At 35.3% G+C, this 18,961-nt stretch carries 18 protein-coding genes; 13 read left to right on the plus strand and 5 right to left on the minus strand.

Annotation, left to right across the window (positions count from 1 at the left end):
* The first annotated feature begins 7 nt into the window (after positions 1–7).
* From IPJ83_04485 to IPJ83_04505, 5 genes are read left to right on the plus strand one after another with little or no spacing between them, the layout of a single operon-like run.
* The gene (locus IPJ83_04485) at positions 8–1,444 is read left to right on the plus strand and encodes a hypothetical protein (protein ID MBK7879801.1); all 1,437 of its coding nucleotides are present in this window, start codon (positions 8–10) and stop codon (positions 1,442–1,444) included.
* On the plus strand, positions 1,444–3,966 hold the full coding sequence (locus tag IPJ83_04490) for a hypothetical protein (GenBank protein ID MBK7879802.1): 2,523 nt from the start codon (positions 1,444–1,446) through the stop codon (positions 3,964–3,966). The genes IPJ83_04485 and IPJ83_04490 overlap by 1 nt, the downstream gene beginning before the upstream one ends.
* Before the next feature lies 1 nt (position 3,967).
* Positions 3,968–4,810 carry an ABC transporter ATP-binding protein gene (locus IPJ83_04495; protein MBK7879803.1) on the plus strand — a complete coding sequence of 281 codons (843 nt, stop codon included), beginning with the start codon at positions 3,968–3,970 and terminating at the stop codon, positions 4,808–4,810.
* Between the two features lie 29 nt (positions 4,811–4,839).
* Positions 4,840–6,282 carry a hypothetical protein gene (locus IPJ83_04500; protein ID MBK7879804.1) on the plus strand — a complete coding sequence of 481 codons (1,443 nt, stop codon included), beginning with the start codon at positions 4,840–4,842 and terminating at the stop codon, positions 6,280–6,282.
* A gap of 10 nt (positions 6,283–6,292) precedes the next feature.
* On the plus strand, positions 6,293–6,769 hold the full coding sequence (locus tag IPJ83_04505; protein MBK7879805.1) for a hypothetical protein: 477 nt from the start codon (positions 6,293–6,295) through the stop codon (positions 6,767–6,769).
* A 73-nt stretch (positions 6,770–6,842) separates the two neighbouring features.
* Here the strand turns inward: IPJ83_04505 and IPJ83_04510 are convergent, their stop codons facing one another.
* On the minus strand, positions 6,843–8,111 hold the full coding sequence (locus IPJ83_04510; protein ID MBK7879806.1) for a C40 family peptidase: 1,269 nt from the start codon (positions 8,109–8,111) through the stop codon (positions 6,843–6,845).
* A 162-nt stretch (positions 8,112–8,273) separates the two neighbouring features.
* On the opposite strand from IPJ83_04510, the gene IPJ83_04515 reads away from it, so the two are divergent.
* The gene (locus IPJ83_04515) at positions 8,274–8,939 is read left to right on the plus strand and encodes a PorT family protein (GenBank protein MBK7879807.1); all 666 of its coding nucleotides are present in this window, start codon (positions 8,274–8,276) and stop codon (positions 8,937–8,939) included.
* A 374-nt stretch (positions 8,940–9,313) separates the two neighbouring features.
* Here IPJ83_04515 and atpC read toward each other — a convergent pair whose 3' ends face one another.
* On the minus strand, positions 9,314–9,556 hold the full coding sequence (gene atpC, locus IPJ83_04520; GenBank protein ID MBK7879808.1) for an ATP synthase F1 subunit epsilon: 243 nt from the start codon (positions 9,554–9,556) through the stop codon (positions 9,314–9,316).
* Between the two features lie 4 nt (positions 9,557–9,560).
* Positions 9,561–11,075, minus strand: a complete 1,515-nt coding sequence (locus IPJ83_04525; protein ID MBK7879809.1) for a F0F1 ATP synthase subunit beta — start codon at positions 11,073–11,075, stop codon at positions 9,561–9,563.
* A gap of 83 nt (positions 11,076–11,158) precedes the next feature.
* Here IPJ83_04525 and IPJ83_04530 point away from each other — a divergent pair, with 83 nt between their 5' ends.
* From IPJ83_04530 to IPJ83_04540, 3 genes are all read left to right on the plus strand, one after another.
* Complete coding sequence (locus tag IPJ83_04530) at positions 11,159–11,395, plus strand: hypothetical protein (GenBank protein ID MBK7879810.1); 237 nt, start codon at positions 11,159–11,161, stop codon at positions 11,393–11,395.
* A gap of 254 nt (positions 11,396–11,649) precedes the next feature.
* On the plus strand, positions 11,650–11,799 hold the full coding sequence (locus tag IPJ83_04535) for a hypothetical protein (protein ID MBK7879811.1): 150 nt from the start codon (positions 11,650–11,652) through the stop codon (positions 11,797–11,799).
* Between the two features lie 155 nt (positions 11,800–11,954).
* Positions 11,955–12,485: a hypothetical protein gene (locus tag IPJ83_04540; GenBank protein ID MBK7879812.1), complete on the plus strand. Its 531-nt coding sequence runs from the start codon at positions 11,955–11,957 to the stop codon at positions 12,483–12,485.
* Positions 12,486–12,564: 79 nt separating this feature from the next.
* Here the strand turns inward: IPJ83_04540 and IPJ83_04545 are convergent, their stop codons facing one another.
* Entirely contained in the window at positions 12,565–13,485 is a 921-nt protein-coding gene (locus IPJ83_04545; protein MBK7879813.1) for a DUF1566 domain-containing protein, read from the minus strand.
* Positions 13,482–13,937, minus strand: coding sequence for a hypothetical protein (locus IPJ83_04550; protein ID MBK7879814.1), 456 nt, complete (start codon positions 13,935–13,937; stop codon positions 13,482–13,484). Before IPJ83_04550 ends, IPJ83_04545 begins: the two co-directional genes overlap by 4 nt.
* A gap of 207 nt (positions 13,938–14,144) precedes the next feature.
* Here IPJ83_04550 and IPJ83_04555 point away from each other — a divergent pair, with 207 nt between their 5' ends.
* The 4 genes from IPJ83_04555 to IPJ83_04570 all read left to right on the plus strand — a co-directional run bounded on the left by IPJ83_04555 (position 14,145) and on the right by IPJ83_04570 (position 18,954).
* Positions 14,145–14,576: a nuclear transport factor 2 family protein gene (locus IPJ83_04555; protein MBK7879815.1), complete on the plus strand. Its 432-nt coding sequence runs from the start codon at positions 14,145–14,147 to the stop codon at positions 14,574–14,576.
* 70 nt (positions 14,577–14,646) lie between these two features.
* Positions 14,647–15,657: a proline iminopeptidase-family hydrolase gene (locus IPJ83_04560; GenBank protein MBK7879816.1), complete on the plus strand. Its 1,011-nt coding sequence runs from the start codon at positions 14,647–14,649 to the stop codon at positions 15,655–15,657.
* A 132-nt stretch (positions 15,658–15,789) separates the two neighbouring features.
* Complete coding sequence (locus IPJ83_04565) at positions 15,790–16,530, plus strand: hypothetical protein (protein ID MBK7879817.1); 741 nt, start codon at positions 15,790–15,792, stop codon at positions 16,528–16,530.
* Positions 16,531–17,286: 756 nt separating this feature from the next.
* Positions 17,287–18,954 (plus strand): DUF1800 domain-containing protein, encoded by a 1,668-nt coding sequence (locus IPJ83_04570; protein MBK7879818.1) that lies wholly within the window; start codon positions 17,287–17,289, stop codon positions 18,952–18,954.
* Positions 18,955–18,961 lie beyond the last annotated feature (7 nt).

Genomic DNA, 18,961 nt, shown 5'->3' on the forward strand with positions numbered 1-18,961 from the left:
ATTTAAAATGAAGTTATTTATTATATCCCTTCTTTTTTATGCTACATTTATTATAAATGGAGTTGGGCAAACAAATCTATTGGAAATTAGGGAAGATGAAAAAACCAAAATATCTGAAGATTCTGAAAATGTAAAGTCTGAAATAAAAGACTTGTTAACAAAATTTTTAATTCGCTTTCAGCAAGCCAGCACAATGATAGATTTATCATTGCCTTCCACAGATGAGCAACTTATTTCTGCTGAAAGTCAAAGCAGGTTTACTTCAAATTTTTCTTATAGTTCGAAAATTTATAATGACTTACAATTATATCCGGAAGTAATCTCTCCAAAGGATTACGCAGCATTCGTGGCAACCTATTATCCAAAAGGGATTTCCCCAAGTGAACTCACTTTTACGGATGTTCTTTTAAAAGATTTAAGATTTAATGTTGAAGCGCAGATATATGAAATCTCTATAAGAGTATCTAAGGTTTTAAATACTGCAGTGGATGAAAATAAGTTAAATCCCAAAAAGTCAAAAATCAAGACTTATAAAGAAGGTAGAGAGCATAAGCTCGATATGGTCATTAATGTTTCTGAATCTTTAGACTACAAGACGATGTCTATACTTAGTATTATTGGAGAAAGAAAGGAGAGGCCTGCTGAAAAGAAAAGGTGGCTCAATCTTTCAATCACTGCCGGGCTGAATAAACCAGAAATTGGAATTCAAGCTTGGGCAAATAATAGTTCTTCATTAATAAAGGTTTCTCCAGGTATAAGTTTTGGACCCGGTTTAAGTTATTCTTTGGAAATTCTTAGAAGGAAAGGGCATTATTTTGTAGGAGGCATAAATTCTGTTTATCATACATTCAACATTAAATCAGATCAGATAGATTGTAATTTTGAAAATCAAGTGTTGGCTGCTTCTGGAATTAGAGGGGCACATGTATTAAGAATTAAAGATTTTAGTGAAAGTTCAATATTTACTCTAGAAGGTTTATTTGGACTTTCCTTTAATTTTACGCCAAATTCTATTATTAATTCTTATGGTTTAGGGCTTTTTATAAAGCCTGTTTATTCTGTTTATTCAGGAAAAGCGAATGGAAAGTTGACCATGCATCAGATAGTTGGGAATACTGAAGTTTGGTGCACAGAGGAGCTCAATCAAATACCCGAACGAAATTTTAATCCACTTAATTTTTTCATATCAGCGTCACCATTTTACGAATTCGATGTTGATAGACGTGGATATCGAAGAATGAGAATTAATTTAGATATAAATTATTCTTTAACCAATTGGATTAAAGGACAAGATGGGAATTTGGCTTCATCTGATTTCATCTCAGGTAATCAAATTATAAATCCATCACTAAATAATATAAGTTTATTGTTTTCTTCTTTTAAACCTCATTATTTGGGGTTTAGGTTAGAATATAAGTTTAATTTAAATCCAAATACTCAATGATGCTCAGAACTAAAAATGTCTTATTATTATTATTAGTTTTATTAATTGCTTTTGAATTTAGTTATGCTCAAGATTTTAAAAGAGTTTTGGGATTTCCGGAGCATTTTATTCGACCTAAAGATAAGTTAGGCTCTGACTATAATGATTATATGGTTCAGAGGAGTAGTCTGTCCAAAAGTGTACCATGGATTGTAGTTTCGGATAGAACGAATAATCCAACATTTAATAAACCTTCAGAATCCAGCGGTGAAAAGGAACGACTACCATTTAGAGGGGTGTATTATGTCGTAGAGGAGGAAGGAGAATGGGTTCATGTTGTAAATCTTGGTAAAAAGTTAATAGGTGGATTAGATATTAAATTAGGAACTGCGCTTACAGATAGAGGCTGGGTCAAAAAGCGAAATATGCTGTTGTGGCAGACTCCATTAAGAAATCCTGTGAATGGAATAATACTTAAATCTCTATTGCTTTATTCTGCAAGAGCTGTTGTTGATATTGCAAATGGTGATTTGGGGAAAACCGTTAAATTTCTTGATGCTCCAATGTCTAATGGGCAGGTATTAGATGATAAGTTGCTTTATGAATTTTTCTTTATCCTTAAAAGGGAAAATGGATTTGTTTTACTTGGTTCTGAAGCAAATTTTTCGGATCTCAAATCTAATGATCCAAGGATATTAGGTTGGATAAGTGAGGTCAAACAGGCACCTTGGGATACTAGACTTTGCTTAGAGCCAAATTTCAAACCAGAGGCATTTAAAGAGAGAAAAAATCGCACCGATTGTCGTATTCATTTATATAAACAGTCAGTAAGTGCATCAGATAATTTTCGGACAGGCGCTACAAGAGATTATGATGGAATATATGATCCTGTTGTGGCAGACCCTAGAGAGATAGCTAAGGATGGATTAAGGTTTAAAGGGTATAAAATGAGGCTGCCAGTGCTTAAGGTCGATCCAAGTCCCAAATCAGAATGGTTCTTTAGTGGAGCTTTAGGTGGTCTTGGGTCTGATGGACAATTTAAACTTGAGGATAATGACATGGCAAAAATACAAAGTGCTTTTGTGGCTCAAAAGAAAAAGCAATCCAATTGGAATATTTTTTTTCTAATAGAAGCATCTGAATCCATGAGAGCATGGAAACCGGCAATGATTGCTGCGCTTGAAAATATAAGAAAGGAGATAAGTAGCGAGGAAAATGTTAGTTTTGGTGTTGGTTTTTACAGAGATGCAAAACTAACTGGAGCCCCTCCCTTCTTTTCAGTTAAGACAAGGAGTCGTGATCTGCAAGATATTTACAAATTTATTAATCAACAGGAGTTTATAGCTGAAGAGGTAGATCCACACACAGCATTAAATTATGGAATTAAACAGGGACTAATTAAATCAGGATTTGGTGAAGACGAGACAAATATCTTTTATCTTTTTGCCAATAACCCAGATTTCAGTCAAGACGCTATGTTAGATTTTAAGTGTAATAATATTGAGTGTCCTGAGAAAGTGACGGTAGATGATATCTCCTCATTGATGCAGGATAAAAAAGTGCATTTTATTTCCATTCAACCATCCGCATCTGATTTTTACTTGGCTCGTGATATGCGTGACAGAATTGAGGATATCATGGCGGAGTCTTCAAAGAGAATTTTTGAGAGTAACAAAAGTGTTGGCAAAATGCTTGAATCTTTTGTAAAGTTCGATAATCCCAGAATAATTGAAACCAGTACAGGTAAAACTGTAAAGGAAGGAGCATTTGTATCCAAGTTAGTCCATCCTGAAACTAATTCTGCAGGTATCGGCAAGCAAGGATTTTCAGATGCCATCTCGAAATCTTTTAGCGAAATTAAGGAAAGAACAAATTCAATTACTGAAGTACTGAACAAACTTATTCTCAATGGAGAGTCTGCATTGGATCTTAAAGATGATATTTCAATTGGTAAATTCGGAAATGGAATAATAGATAATATCAATGATATACTTAAAAATGCTGGATATTCTGAAGTTAGTAAAAGTGTGATTAATCAGATAATACAAAGAAAAATAAGATTATATCAGGAGGTCTTTGTTTCTAGAAGATCGGCCGGGGCAAATTATGATGCATTTTCTCCTGTTTTGTTTTTTCCGCGAGAAGAATTAAGGGATTATATAAATGAATTACAAAATTTGAGTGTGTTAGTAGAAAAAAATGACATTGAGATGCGAAGAGGATTAAAAAGCCATTTAGAGAATCTTTTTAGTAAATATTCAGGAACAAAGAAAATGCCTAAAGATTTAAACCTGGAGGATATTTGTAAAGCATTAGCCGGTAATGGGTTTGAATTTAAGCGAGCTGATAATTTTGAAATTAGTGACCTCGTTAAGGATAACATCCAAAGTGATATGATCCGGAGTTTTATTGGAGAAATTACTGCTAAAATGGAAAGATTGGATAAGATTGTAAACAATCCAAAAATATATGCAGAATATATTTATACCACGCCTGGAAGTGGGGAGAATTATTTTTGGATACCATTTGAAGAAGTATTTTAGGATGGAAGAGCCAAAAGTTTATGAGATAAAAAATTTACTTTGTGGATATAAAAGTGATCATCCTGTCTTGTTTATTAAAGATTTGACAATTGAGAGATCGACGCTTTATTTTATAGTGGGTCCTTCAGGAATTGGCAAAAGCACTTTCATAGAGGCATTGGGCTTAATGAACAACACCATATTGGATGGAACAAATTCAACATTTAGGTACACAAATAAGGTTGGTGATATTCACGATCTTTCATTGGTATGGAAAAACTCACTTCATACCATTGATAAATTTAGGAAAAATTATTTTAGCTTTCTTTTTCAAAATAATTTTTTAATGCCGAATTTCACTTCGGGAGAAAATATGATGTTTACTGCATTGCTTAAGGGAGATAGTTTAGATTATGTTGAAAGGAATATATTAGAACTTATGGCCAAAGTAGATTTAAGTAATGATTTATTTACAAGAGAGGTAAGCCAACTATCTGGTGGACAAAAACAACGAGTGGCATTTATAAGATCATTAGTAGCTTCATGCGAAGTTTTATTTGCAGATGAACCCACTGGTAATCTTGATCAAATTACAGCCCGAAAAATACTTAAATTGATGAAGGAAGAAAATCTTCAAAGGTCTAGAACCGCAATGATTGTAAGTCATGATTTGGATATGGCGATTGAGTTTGCTGATGTAATTGTGCCAATAGTTAAAAGTGCATCAAAGGATACCACGTCTGGAATAATTGATCATTGTTATAATTTTAGGAAAAAGGATGATTTTTGGGTTGATCATGAAAATAACCGGCTATTTGATATTAAGAGTTTATTAATTCAGATGTACCAAGAAGAAGTTTTATGAAGCCACAAAAGGTCTCCTATTATGATCTCTTGAAATCTAAGGAATACCTTGCATTTAAAGGGAGAAATAGTATAAATCAGGTAATTTTGATTTTAATTATAACCCTTTCTCTCGGTTGTATAGGATTGGCTTTACAGATTTATTACTCTTTGCAAGAAAAAATGAGTAACCCTTTTACGAACTGGGTTGACCTTCCTGTAAGTGTTGGATTTCAAGACAGTATTAAAACGATGGAAGACCATGTTTTGCGTGATGAAAAAACTAACCAATTTTATCTGAATTCTATAGTTGAGTACAATCAAAGACTTCAGGCCATATTTGAACCTAATTTACAACATAAAAATTATCTTTTTTTACGTTCAATGCAATATGATGAAGATCTATTTAAGAAGTTTACTGACCTTTCAAATATTGTTTATGGAAAATATGATGATAGTTGGACTGGAGAGATTTGTAAGATAATCATAACCGAAGAATTATTTAAGTCATCGGAATATGTTTGGGATGAAAAGAACGGATTGAAAATCGCACTACCATTCAGAGACAGTACCATTCTATTAGATGTTTTAGCTGTGGTCAAGGATATACCGAATCTAGCTGATATAGTATGTTCGGCCGAAATGATGAACTTATTAAGCAATCCTGTTGACGAAAGCAAGTTTTACCGCACGGGAAATATTTCAGAGGTTACATTTCTATTGCAAAACAAAATTGAACAATTTGATGATGATATATTATCCGGTAATTCTCTAGAGTCTTTTGAAATCAACCCAGTTTTACTTTATGGAGAAAGGGTTTTCTATTTGACAAAATTAAACTTTAGAGATTATTTAGATTATCCTAGAAAGGATTCTATTATGAAATATTTAATTCTAAAGAGTGGAGGTATTGTAGAAGATTTAATAGACTGGGAGTGTGTGGCAGGCAATCGAAATTTTAACAGGCCACAATTCTTAGCTTTTAATTTTTCAAAATTGGATCGCATTAGAGATTTTAAGGACCACTTATTAAAAAATTATGCTATTCCTCTGGATATTTCTGAAGTAGATGATAAAGAAAATTTTGCTTTAGTAAGTAAATTGGCAATTTCTGCAATTTTAAGCATAATACTAATTGGTGCCATGTGCCTTGTAATATTTATGTACTTTCTTATCAAAAGTCATATTGAAAGTGTAAAACAAAACATTGGCACATTTATGGCATTTGGACTCTCGCAATCATTAATTATAAAAGCATATTTGACTGTTATTATTAAACTTATGTTATCAAGTACGGTTGCTGCAGTTTTTATTTTACTTTTCTTTAATCTGACATGCCAGATATTTGTAGGAAAATATTTTATTTTAGTTTTTCATATACTCATATTTATTGTTACTTTTTTATTTATTTTAGTTGGTTTTATAATTGGAAATTTATTAGTTTCAAAAATGTGTAGGAATACACCAGGTAATTTGATTTATAACCGAGTTTAATTTTTATTTTGTGAAAGCGATAACTGAAATTATTTTATTATCATTTTTTATTTCATGCACTTCATGCTCTAATAGTAATGATCAAAAAGTTCTAAGTAGTGGTTATGCAATGTTGGATTCAACTCTATTGAAAGAAGTAAACATGCAAACTCCAGATTCTATAAGTACAATAGATCCATCAATTTCTATATCTATGGTCAACCCTGAAACTAAGGCAAAGGAAGGGAAAGCCGATAGTACATATGCTGTAAAAATAAAAAATGACGCTGATCGAAGTATAAATAAGGCTAAGCCTTGTGAGCAGATTATGGAGGATTTCAAATCAATTGTAGATGAAGTTATTAAAACTAAGGATCCAACACTTTTTGAACAACGTGGTTGGAATAAAAACGATCCATTTTTTCAGGGTTGTTTGAAATCAGATAAAGATTTCCAAGAAAAGTATTATAAATTAAATGACTTGTTAAAAAGTACATTCTCAAAGTAGATGTTGGTTCTTTTAATCGTTTTATTCGTAAATACGTTTTTTTATAATTTCTTTGGCGATTTGAGTTAATAAGTTATTTAACATAAAGCAATCTACCCTCAACTGGGCAGCCAGCTTCGTAATTATCGCCTAAGATTAAATTAAAGTAATCACTTTCGTCTCTTACTAAGTTTTTAGATAGAGAATCGTTACGGTAAAATTCTTGATTATTAGGTTTTGTAGAATATATATTCCCTTTAAGTAAACTTGTGAGGGTTGAATATTCAAATGTTGCCTTGTAATGTACAACCGTACCATCATAATCAATTCCACTTCCATTTAAAGTGAATGCACTGTTTTGTTTTTTGGGGAAATCAAACGATAATGTAATAACGTCTGTTGTTTGATTTTGGCATCTTAAAAATAAACTCCACTTTCCAGTGATTTCGGTTGAAATTCTTGTAATGTAATATTTGCCGCCATTAAACCAAGGTTTATCCATAAATTGTATCAATCTACAACCTCTTTTTGATGTCTTGTTTAATGCACAATCTGTTGGAAGGCTATCATTTCCATTTGATTGAAAAACAGCTAATTCGCCGGATTTGTTTTTTAAGATTATACCAATATGCTTGGCAATATCCGTTCCCTTTTTTTTCCAATGAATTATATCCCCAGTTTCAAACATCAGCGTATTATCAGTGGTGATTTCTTCTACTTTTATTTTAGACAATGCAGGTATTCCTTTAATTATTGAATTTTGTAATACCTGAGCTTTTCTTTGGTTGTCTGCAGGTGATGCCAGTTTTATATTAGATTTATTGAAGATGCTTTCAAGAAAACCTGAACAATCAAGTCCATAAATATTTTCTTTGCAAACAGACTTCGGGTAGGGAGGTGGCTGAAATTTAGTTTCATCTTTTTGTCCATAGGAATAAGCCAATCCGTATTGGTCTATATTCCCATCTTTATTATAATCAAATTTATGCAGTTCCCTATTAACAAGAGTTAAAGCAGAATAAGTCAATTCTTTAATTAGTTTATTTTTAGCATCTTGGGGACCAAGATCATTATAGCCCTTAGGGGTTCTTGTGGAAGTTTTGTTTTGTTTAAATGAGTCTATTTCGTTTGAAAAAGCTTCCAGACTTAGTCCATTGGGAAGGATTATAGTCGAAGGGTCAAAACCTATCGCGTCAGGAGTTGATTCAATAATAATCGATTCATCTATTGATAATGGTTCTTCAAAGAAGTTATTTTTCTGATTTAACCAATCAATATCTGAGTTTGTGCCTAGATCATCATTGCATGAGAAGTTAAAAGATAGTACTAATAGCAACACGATGGTTAATAAAATGTATTTCATAATATTTGATTAATAATTGATTATATATATATATAAATTTAATTCAAGGTAAGGCTTTTAACCATGGAAAGTTTTCAAATACCAAATTTAATATTTAAAGTGTATTATATTTAAATTTCCAAGAGAATTAATATCTTGCAACCATAAACTAAATCAACTTTTATGAGAAATGTAATCTTATTTTTATTTGTTATTATAAGTGTTTTTTCAATTTCATCTATACATGGACAAACCAGGTTTGGCTTAAAGGGAGGGCTGAATATAGCTTATGGCAGTTGGCAAGGTCCAGGTTCTTCTGTTAGGGAAGAAAATAGGAAGTTGCTTTATGGATACCATTTAGAAGGGCTATGTGTGTTACCGGTTAAAGATAATTTTGCCTTCAGATTGGGGATTGGAGTTCATTTAAAAGGAGATAAGTATTCTGAAACTGTTTCCGGAAGAACAACTTCATTGACTACTGCACCAGTTTATATACAATTACCGGTAATTGCATCCTATGTTAATGAAAAATTTCATATTGGAGCAGGGCCATATTTTGGCTTTGGGGTTGCGGGTAAGATAACTTCTAAAGCAACAGGAGGAGGTCTTGATGATAAATCTACTGACAAGAAAATAGTTTTTGGTAATGCCTTGGGTAATGATATAAGACCTTTGGATGTCGGTTTGCAATTGGAGGCAGGATTTACTATCAATTATGATTATATCATTAGTGCTTCGTATAATGTAGGTTTGGGGAACATTGTGCCAACAGAGTTTTCGGAAGAATACGGTTTTACTGGAAAATTTAATTCTATAAGTATTTCTTTAGGGTACCTATTTCCTTACTAATCCAGCTCATTATTTTAAAGGTATTAATTACCCTTTTGTTTTAGGGTGAAGCTGGTTTGGGTTTCTATACTGGTTTTACAAAATCTAGCATTCGGATTTTTCAAAGTCGAAGTGTTAATATTAATTAGTCAAATAGTAGTGTCCTCACGAATAATTCGATAATTATAAACAGTTGGGCCAACATACTAATAGTCAATTAATATCACACTTATACTTAAATTTTTTCATGAAGAAAATTTCATTCTTATCATGAAAGGAGAAATTCTAACATGTCAAATTTTTGTTATAATAAGGTTCACGAAAAAAAATGAAATCTCAAATTGCAATGATGCAGTTTAAAATGTCATAAATTAATAAATAGTTTCAGAGCTTTTTTACAAAACCCTCACCAAAATGCTCACTTCATTTTTGAGCACCTCCGCAAAACCATTTTTAATGGAGAACTTATGTTTTTCTCCTTTTTCATCGGTCAGCTGGATGGTGCCTTTGGATAATGCGGAAATCAAAGGCGCATGTCGGTCAAGTACTTCAAATTGACCTCCGAGTCCCGGCATTATGATGGCTTTAGCCTGGCCTTCGTAAAGAGAGCTTTCGGGGGTTAGAATGCTTACCTTCATGGGATTAATTGTTTGATTCGGCCAAAATTTTCTTTCCCTTCTCGATGGCATCATCGATCGTTCCTACCAGGTTGAAGGCTGCTTCCGGATACTGGTCAACTTCACCATCCATGATCATGTTAAATCCGCGGATGGTTTCTTCAATAGGTACCAATACTCCTTTCAGACCGGTAAACTGTTCAGCAACATGGAAAGGCTGAGACAAGAACCTTTGTACACGACGTGCGCGGTGTACAATCAATTTATCCTCTTCTGACAATTCTTCCATACCGAGGATGGCGATGATGTCCAGAAGTTCGTTGTAACGCTGAAGGATATTTTTTACGCGCTGAGCGGTGTTGTAATGCAATTCTCCGATGATCAGCGGATCAAGGATTCTTGAAGTAGAATCGAGTGGATCCACTGCAGGATAAATACCCAGTGCTGCAATCTTACGACTCAATACCGTCGTTGCGTCCAGGTGAGCAAAAGTCGTAGCCGGAGCCGGGTCAGTCAAGTCATCCGCAGGAACGTAAACCGCCTGTACGGAAGTGATGGATCCTCTTTTGGTAGAGGTGATACGCTCTTGCATCAAACCCATCTCTGTAGCAAGCGTAGGTTGGTAACCCACCGCAGAAGGCATACGTCCCAACAAAGCTGAAACCTCAGAACCTGCCTGTGTGAATCGGAAGATGTTGTCGATGAAGAAAAGGATGTCTTTTCCTCCTGCAGGATCTGTCATGTCTCCGTCACGGAAATACTCCGCAACAGTAAGACCTGAAAGGGCAACCCTTGCACGTGCACCCGGTGGTTCGTTCATTTGTCCAAAGATGAAAGTTGCCTTAGAATCCATTAATTCTTTTTTATCTACAGAAGCGAGATCCCAGCCTCCTTCTTCCATGGAATGCTTGAATTTATCTCCGTATTTTATGATTCCGGCCTCTATCATCTCACGAAGTAAGTCATTTCCCTCACGGGTTCTTTCTCCTACCCCTGCAAATACGGACAGACCTCCGTAACCCTTAGCAATGTTGTTGATCAACTCCTGGATCAATACGGTTTTACCAACACCCGCACCTCCGAACAATCCAATTTTACCACCTTTGGAATATGGCTCAATCAAGTCAATAACTTTAATACCTGTGAAAAGAACTTCGGTCTCTGTGGACAAATCCTCATAGGTAGGCGGTTTCTGGTGAATGGAATAAGTATGTGCACGGCTTACCGGTCCAAGACCATCAATAGGCTCTCCTACCACATTAAACAAACGGCCTTTGATTTCTTCACCCACCGGCATAGAGATGGTCTCTTTCAAGTCTATGGCCTCTGCACCGCGGGTAAGTCCATCCGTGGAATCCATGGCAACTGCCCGGACGCTGTCTTCACCAAGATGTTGCTGAACTTCTAGAATAAGATCTTCCTTACCTTCACGTTTAATACGAAGGGCATGATATATTTCAGGTAGATGAGAACCTTCTCCGGAAAATGAAACGTCCACCACAGGACCGATGATTTGACTTACGCGACCGATATTTGCCATAAATTAGAATTAATTAGATGTGTTTTTAATCCGCCGCAAAGATAAAACCCTGAAGGACGCTGAAAGCCTTAATTTTGTTAATAATGATTAAAGATTTGGATAACAATTTGGAGGATTTGAAAACTGAGGCCCTTCATGGTGCTCAGGATCCTGTCGGCTTGGCTCAAAATCTTGCCCACCGCTTCCTTTTGGTCCACTCAGCACAATACATCCAATATCATGGCAAAGACCTGGATCAGTTTCCAAAAGCAAGAGTACAAGCCACCTGGGAACATTTTTTAATCAGATCTTACAACAGGATCACCAGGCGCTTTTTATGAATTTTGCCTACTGACCCAAAGAAAATCCCAGGTCTTTCCGGTCAATTTTTTGGTCAAAGTGCTGGATTATCTTGGCACTCATCCCGAATTGGCAGATTATGCTTTTCCCATTCTCGGAGAAGCCGGACAATTTCTTTGTCGCCAAAATCCGGACTGGCACTGGTTAGATTCAACAAAATGGGAGAAACCTTTATGGTGCAAAGAATCTGCAAAGAGGCTGTTTATGTACCGCCGATTTTTGGAAAGTAAGAACCATGAAGCATTTCATTTCTTTTTTAGAACAGGTTAGCGATTTTTCTGAAAAAGAACAAGCGGCGATCCTTGAATATGGTTTGCATAACTGGCCGGTTTTAACGGAAGAACAAATGGAACAATTGCTGAAATCGGTTAAACCAAAAATGTAATTCTTCTGTATCCCCATATCTTTAAGGATAAACAGAATCCTGTTAGCATACAGTCAAAACTCTGGCTTGAATCTTTACTGCTTAAACCATCTTCTCTGCAAGAGCCAATTCCTCCATTAAAGAAAAAGCAAAAAGAATATACGCTAGCACAACATTTGGAAATTATTCCACCCACTTGGATTACCGAGAGACAAGATGCAAAAAAAATTTTGCAAAAATTGGCCGGTGAAGATTTTCTTCAATCTATATTGGAATCTATCAGAAAATACAAAGATGTCGAATCTGCCAAATTTCTCGCCAACTGGCTGATCGATAACCAAGCTTTTACGGAAGATTTGGAGGTGGCAAAATTGTCCTCCTGTATGAACTTTGAAACATTTAATCAGGTTTGCGTTACCGCAATAAGAAAATTGGGTCCGCAAATAGATCTAGAGGCTTTTCTGCATTTTATTCTTGCAGAAAAACATTTTTGGTCTGATGATTTGTTGACCGCAGTTTTGGATTTACATCTGCATGAGCGGTTAAGGAGAGATTATGATTTGGAAGTTTTCTATGCCATGATTCCCTATAGAATTAACCCAAATACATCTAGGCTGGAAGAAATCCCAAAATCGCTTTACCATTTGCACGAAGCGGTTTTGAGTTTTGAAAGGGTTTTACAGTTCAGAAGACTTCTTAGAAAATAATGACTGGTATTTAAATATTAAATACAAATTATTACATTAATTATTTTGACTGTCTAATTATAATTTATTTTCGAAAGTATTAAAATTTTCGAACTGCCCTGATGTGGTATAATGCAGTATTCTTACCGACAGTAGCAATGTCTCCTGAACCAAATTGAAATACAAAGGCTGTATTAGCTTTAGCTTCTGTGGATGACCAATAATAGTCAAAATGAGTTATGGGAACGGTCAAAGGATCACCATCATTATCAGCTATTTTATTAATATAATATCGTCCATTTCTTAACAAATTTAGTTCATCAATCGATGGTAAATACCAGTCTGAGAATCCAGCATAATTATAGTCAATGCATATTTGAGCAGCGCTGGCAGAGTGTCCGGATTGCTTAGTAATAGCATTCGAATTTTCTTGCCCATTCCAAAGGCTTTGTGCGCCATTCCCAACTAAACTGGCACCTACATTGCTCCATACGGTTCCATTAGAAACATCATTTAAACTTACTATTAAACCGTGCTCATTTCCATCCTGGCCATTGTACACATCAAAAATAATTCCGCCCTGATAGTACTCGCCAATAAAATGTTTTGTTAGAGTCCTTGCTTTTTCTGAATAGAAAGAAAAGGGTACACTAAGCAGTTGACTATTGCTTTCTAAAGTATAATTATTTCCACCTTTAACATCAATTCTTGTTTTAACAAAATATGGACCATTTCCCCAGTTAATTTTATTTAATGTGCCAAGTACTGAGGTGCCTTCACCTATATTTAAGGTGACTAATCCATTTGCATTCGTGGTAGGAGATTGAAGTTCAACAAATACCTGATTTCCATTAATTGATTTTTCCAATATTGAAATTTCGATTCCAATTTTTTGGTTAGACACCAACGAATTGTCATTTTTTCTAATGATTGCCTGATAGCCTATAAGATCAGGCGTTTGACATACAAGTTGATTGCCAAATTGCAAGAACAGAAAAGAGACAAATAATAATGTTCTCATAAAACTAATACTTTAAAGGTTTTTAAATTAGATTCTTTAACAAATACCCCCAGATAATAAATACCGGGCAAATAATGGTTTAAGTCAATTGTACTGAATGTAAAATTTGAATTTTTACTTTCTAATATTTTTCCATCCCCGCTCATTAAAATATAAGTATGGCCGGAAGGCGCAGTCAATTCTATTAAATTTCCAGATTGATTCAATTGCAATACTTCAGTATCAATTAAGTCTTTAGATTTTGTAAGTCCATTAATGGATGGCTGTTGTATTCCTTCATTTAAATTATTCAAACTGTTGGAAGCATAATTATCAAACACTTGACCGATTGAAAAAGAGACTGCTGTGGTTCCATTTGAAACATGTCCACCTGAGGAGACCGTCCCTGATTGACAAAAAGACCAATTAAAGAGGAAAACTCCAATGACCAGAATAAATAATGCTTTGTTCATAATAGCTTAAATCTTAAGTGATCAAAGATATAGAAATATTTGAAAGCACGGATATATATATATATATATATATATAATATGTAATAAATTGATAATATTTATTTTGTTTAGAGTTGAAATAAGTTTTTCAATTAATTTAAGTAACACTATTATTCATAATTTTATTTCGAATAGATTTATGATTAAATTTACCCAAACCTATATTTCATGAATCCAACGCTTACTTTTTTTAGGATTGTTTCTTTCTTATTTTTTCTCACAGGTGCAAGTGCCCAAAAAAATGAACTCATCCTTCAAAAAGTTCAGTCCTTAAATCAAGCATTGTTATCACAAGACTCTTCCACTCTTCGTTCTTTGTTGCACAAGGATCTTAGCTATGGGCATTCCAATGGATGGATAGAAAATGTAAATGAACTCATCCACAACAATGCAACCGGATATTTAACCTATCAAAAGATAGAGGTAGAGAGTATTTCTGTTAAATTAAAAAATAAAACTGCCGTTGTGCGTTTCAATGCCACACATGACATCATTCTGAACGGCAAATCCATTTCATTAAAGTTGCATGTTTGTCAGACCTGGATAAAGGATAAGAGGAAGTGGAAACTGCTGGCAAGACAAAGCACAAAAGTTAATTAGTATTATAGTCATCTGCGAATAAGAATCTTCTTTAAATTGGTTATCTTCGTGCAACTCAAATTAAAATTCCATGCGTAATTTTATTTTTTTAATCACTGTCCTCTCTATTGCATCCTGTACCCAGCCATGCGTACAGGAAAAATGTTTGCCCCTAAGTTACTTCCAACCACAAGATACGGGCATACTAAATGGAGGAATTCGCATGATTCCCATTACTACTCCAAAAGGTAATTTTAAAGTATGGACCAAAAGGATTGGCAACCATCCAAAAATAAAACTTTTGCTGCTACATGGAGGACCGGGCACCGGGCATGAATATTTTGAATGCATGGAGAGTTTTCTTCCACAGGAAGGTATCGAATTTATTTATTACGACCAATTGGGAACCTGCAACAGTGATAAGCCGACAGACACCAGCCTTTGGGATCTGTCAAGATCAGTAGATGAGTTGGAACAGGTGCGTCAGGCATTGCATTTAGACAGCAGCAATTTGTATTTGTTGGGACATTCGTGGGGTGGAATTCTGGCAATGGAATATGCACTGAAATATCAACAACATCTTAAAGGACTGATAATATCCGATATGATGTCAGACGCAAGAGCATATGGCAAATATGCGGACGAAGTGTTGTCTAAAAAACTCCCTGCAACAGTACTGGATACCATTCGTGCCATCGAGCACAGAAAGGATTTTTCAAATCCTCAATACATGGAATTGCTGATGCCACATTTTTATGAAAAATTTATTTGCAGAATTCCTTTGGAGCAATGGCCTGAACCCGTGAATCGCGCTTTCGCAAAATTAAACCAACAACAATACGTGATCATGCAGGGGCCCAGTGAATTTGGTATCTCAGGCAAATTAGAAAATTGGGATCGGAGCAATGATCTAAAGCAAATTAAAGTTAGAACCTTGATCATCGGAGCAACTTATGATACCATGGATCCGGCACACATGGAATGGATGTCCAAACAAATCAGTGGTGCATTGTTTCATTTATGTCCAAATGGATCTCATATGTGCATGTGGGATGATCAGCAATCCTATTTTAAGGGATTGATTGATTTTTTAAAATCATGATTGTTTTTCCTTCTGACTTTGTTCTTACTTTTCTATTTCACTTCATCTGGTAGATCTTAGGTTTTACATTTATTAATCAGGTGCTCAACAATAAAGACTACCTTGGGCATTATTCACTAAAATCAAACAAAAATGAAAAAGTTTTTATTGTGGTTGTTGGTTTGCGGATTTGTGCACAACCATTCCTTTGCACAAGCCAAGACCGACATGCCTGCTTACCAGATGTTCAACAACATGTTGGTAAAACCAAAACGTGGTATGGAGAAAAAATTTGAAGATGGGGTCAAAGCACACAATGCCATGTTTCACAGTTCAGGACCTAACAGAGCTACACTCTCTCAGATTACGGAGGGATTTAAGAGTGACGGCTGGTATGTCTGGAGTATGGGTCCTATGACATTTACAGATATGGATCATGCACCGGGTGGTGATGCCAAGCATGATGCAGACTGGGATAAAAATGTAGATGTTTACGTGGAAGAATATGGCGAATCCCATTTTTGGAAATTACAGGATAAACTTTCCTACACACCACCAAATTACAATCCAAGTCATATTGATGTATGGATTGTAGACATCAAACCCGGAATGAGATATGAATTCGCTGAACTCATGAAAATGAATAAAGCAGTTTGGGATGCAAAAAAGTATAACTTTTCTTCCAGAGTATTTTACAATGAATTGTGGAACAGGAGTGGACAGGACGCTGCAGTTATTTTTAATTTTGAAAAGTATGCAGAGTATGATGAAGACATTAAGTTTAAAGAAGATTATGAATCTGTACATGGTCCCGGATCTTATGATAGTTTTTGGAAGCGCTGGCACCTGTGTGTAGAAGGTGTTAATGAACAAATGAGAAAATTTATTAAATAATTCTTAGTTTCTTATTTTTAAAATTCTCTTTATTGAGGATTATTATCCCTTGCATGCTGTCGTGTATAATTATCTTTTATAGTGCCGGTTTGCAAGGGATTTTTTTATATTTAAAGTTCATGTATTAATGTATTTTTTATCAAGTCAGGTAAATTCTATAGTGAATAAGTAGAAATTAAACCTCTTTAGTTGCTGTATTAATTAAATTCCGATACCTCATATAGTTATCGAATGAGAAATTCAGATCGGCCTTTTTCATTTTAGCTAAAACTGATTTAAAAAGCGTTAAAAACAAAATACTGTTTGAGCTCGCTTGCAGATAAGCAAATAAATTTATGACAGTAAGACCAAGAGCTATTATGGATGATTAAGGCGAGTTCATTTTGTTTAGCTTTTTAGATCAGTTTTTGCGTTAAGAAATGAAAACAGCCTTGATTTTTTTTGGTTCTTTTTTGTATTAAGACAAAAAAGAACAATGTGAATAAAAGGATGGAATTTAGGACAACTTTAGTGACAAACGGGGTCAGCAAAACTGGTTTCTCCCAAAATTTTCAACTTGCCTCTTTTTTAGACTTGTGTTTGATGGAATATTAAATTTTTCTTAAAGTGCAATAAGAAGTTCAGGATATCCTTTTTGATTGTATTTTTAAACTTGATTTAGCTTATCGATTTGAGCAAATCGAATAATAGAAATAATATTTCCACTCATTATTTTGTTAAAAGTAGAATCGAATCATCATCTCAGAATATTATGTCATGAAAAGATCAGAATTTGTAAGGATGTTTGGTGGATTGAATCAAAGTATGCGGCCAGATCCGCAATCGGGAATCAATCCTTATACAGGACCCTGGACCACTACACAGGTTGTGCATCTGTTGAGAAGAGCCACCTTCGGGGTTAGGAAATCGGAAGTGGACCAGTTGTTATCTCTGGGTATGAATGCAGCAGTAGACAAATTGCTGGATACCGCCGGGGCTAAAGATCCTATTCCATCCCCACCCCTGAATGTGTACAGCACACCGGCAGAACCCGATCCGACAACCCCTTACGGACAGACCTTTATCAATGCCCCCGCTGTCACTCCCATTCCACCGCAATATTATCAGGCTCGGACGGATGTGTTTAAAGCCTGGTGGGCCGGAAATATGATCCATCAGAAAATGACCATTACAGAAAAATTAACCCTTTTCTGGTTTAATCACTTTGCATTGGAGGCAGATACGGTTCAGATCGCACAGGCGATGTATTATTATTATAAACTACTCAGAGAAAATGCATTGGGTAATTTTAAAACCATGGTGAAGCTGGTATCCGTTGATCCGGCAATGCTCCGGTATCTAAATGGCCAGCTGAACAGCAAGGCTGCACCAGATGAAAATTACGCTCGCGAATTACAGGAACTTTTTACCATTGGAAAAGGACCGGATGCTACCTGGACAGAAGATGATGTGAAAGCTGCTGCGAAAGTTCTTACGGGCTATCGGATTAATCCATTGACCACACCGATTTCCTATTATTTTGACTTTAATCAGCACGATCTATCTACCAAAAGATTTTCAACTTTCTACAACAATAAAACCATCACCGGAAAATTTGGTCCGGCAGGAGAACAGGAATTGGATGAGCTGATTAACATGCTCACCGACAATATTGAAACTGCACGACACATGGTGCGTAAATTATACCAGTTTTTCGTGTATTACGAAATTCCAAATGATGTAGAGATGAATGTCATTAGACCACTTGCAGACCTTTATAAATCGTCAGGATACGACAACAAAAAAGTAGTAGAGACTTTGTTTAAGTCAGAGCATTTTTATGATATGCTCAGTGTGGGTTGTATCATCAAGAGTCCTTTGGATTATTCAATTGGGTTGACCAAAGAATTTTCTATTAAATTTCCCGACCAATCCAATCTGGTAAATCAGTATTTATCCTGGGGGCTTATAGCCTCTTTGTCTGCTTATCAGGGATTAAACATAGCCGATCCACCGGTAGTTTCCGGATGGCAGGCCTGGTATCAGTCTCCCCAGTTTCATGAGATTTGGATCAATGCAGATACGCTTGCAAACCGCAACAGGGTGGCAGAAAATATTACCAGCAGCAAAGGGGTAGAGTTTAATGGAATTTCCTTAAAAGTAGATCCCATAATTCTGGCATCCAGCTTTTCACAACCACAAGATGCCTTGCAGTTGGTGAAAGATTCTGTGGCCATCTTGTACAATTATACCCTTTCAGATACTTCCATTCAATATTTAAAATCTTTTCTAATTCAGGGACTTCCCGGGGACAGTTATTGGACAGACATCTGGTTAGAATATACCGGAAATCCAACAGATCCTGCCTTAAAAAATGCAGTGACCCTGAGATTAAATGCCCTCTTTAAAGAAATCATTAGCCAAGCAGAATATCATCTATCCTAAATTAAGA

It is taken from the genome of Candidatus Vicinibacter proximus (genome assembly GCA_016713905.1).
In the GTDB taxonomy this organism is placed as follows: domain Bacteria; phylum Bacteroidota; class Bacteroidia; order Chitinophagales; family Saprospiraceae; genus Vicinibacter; species Vicinibacter proximus.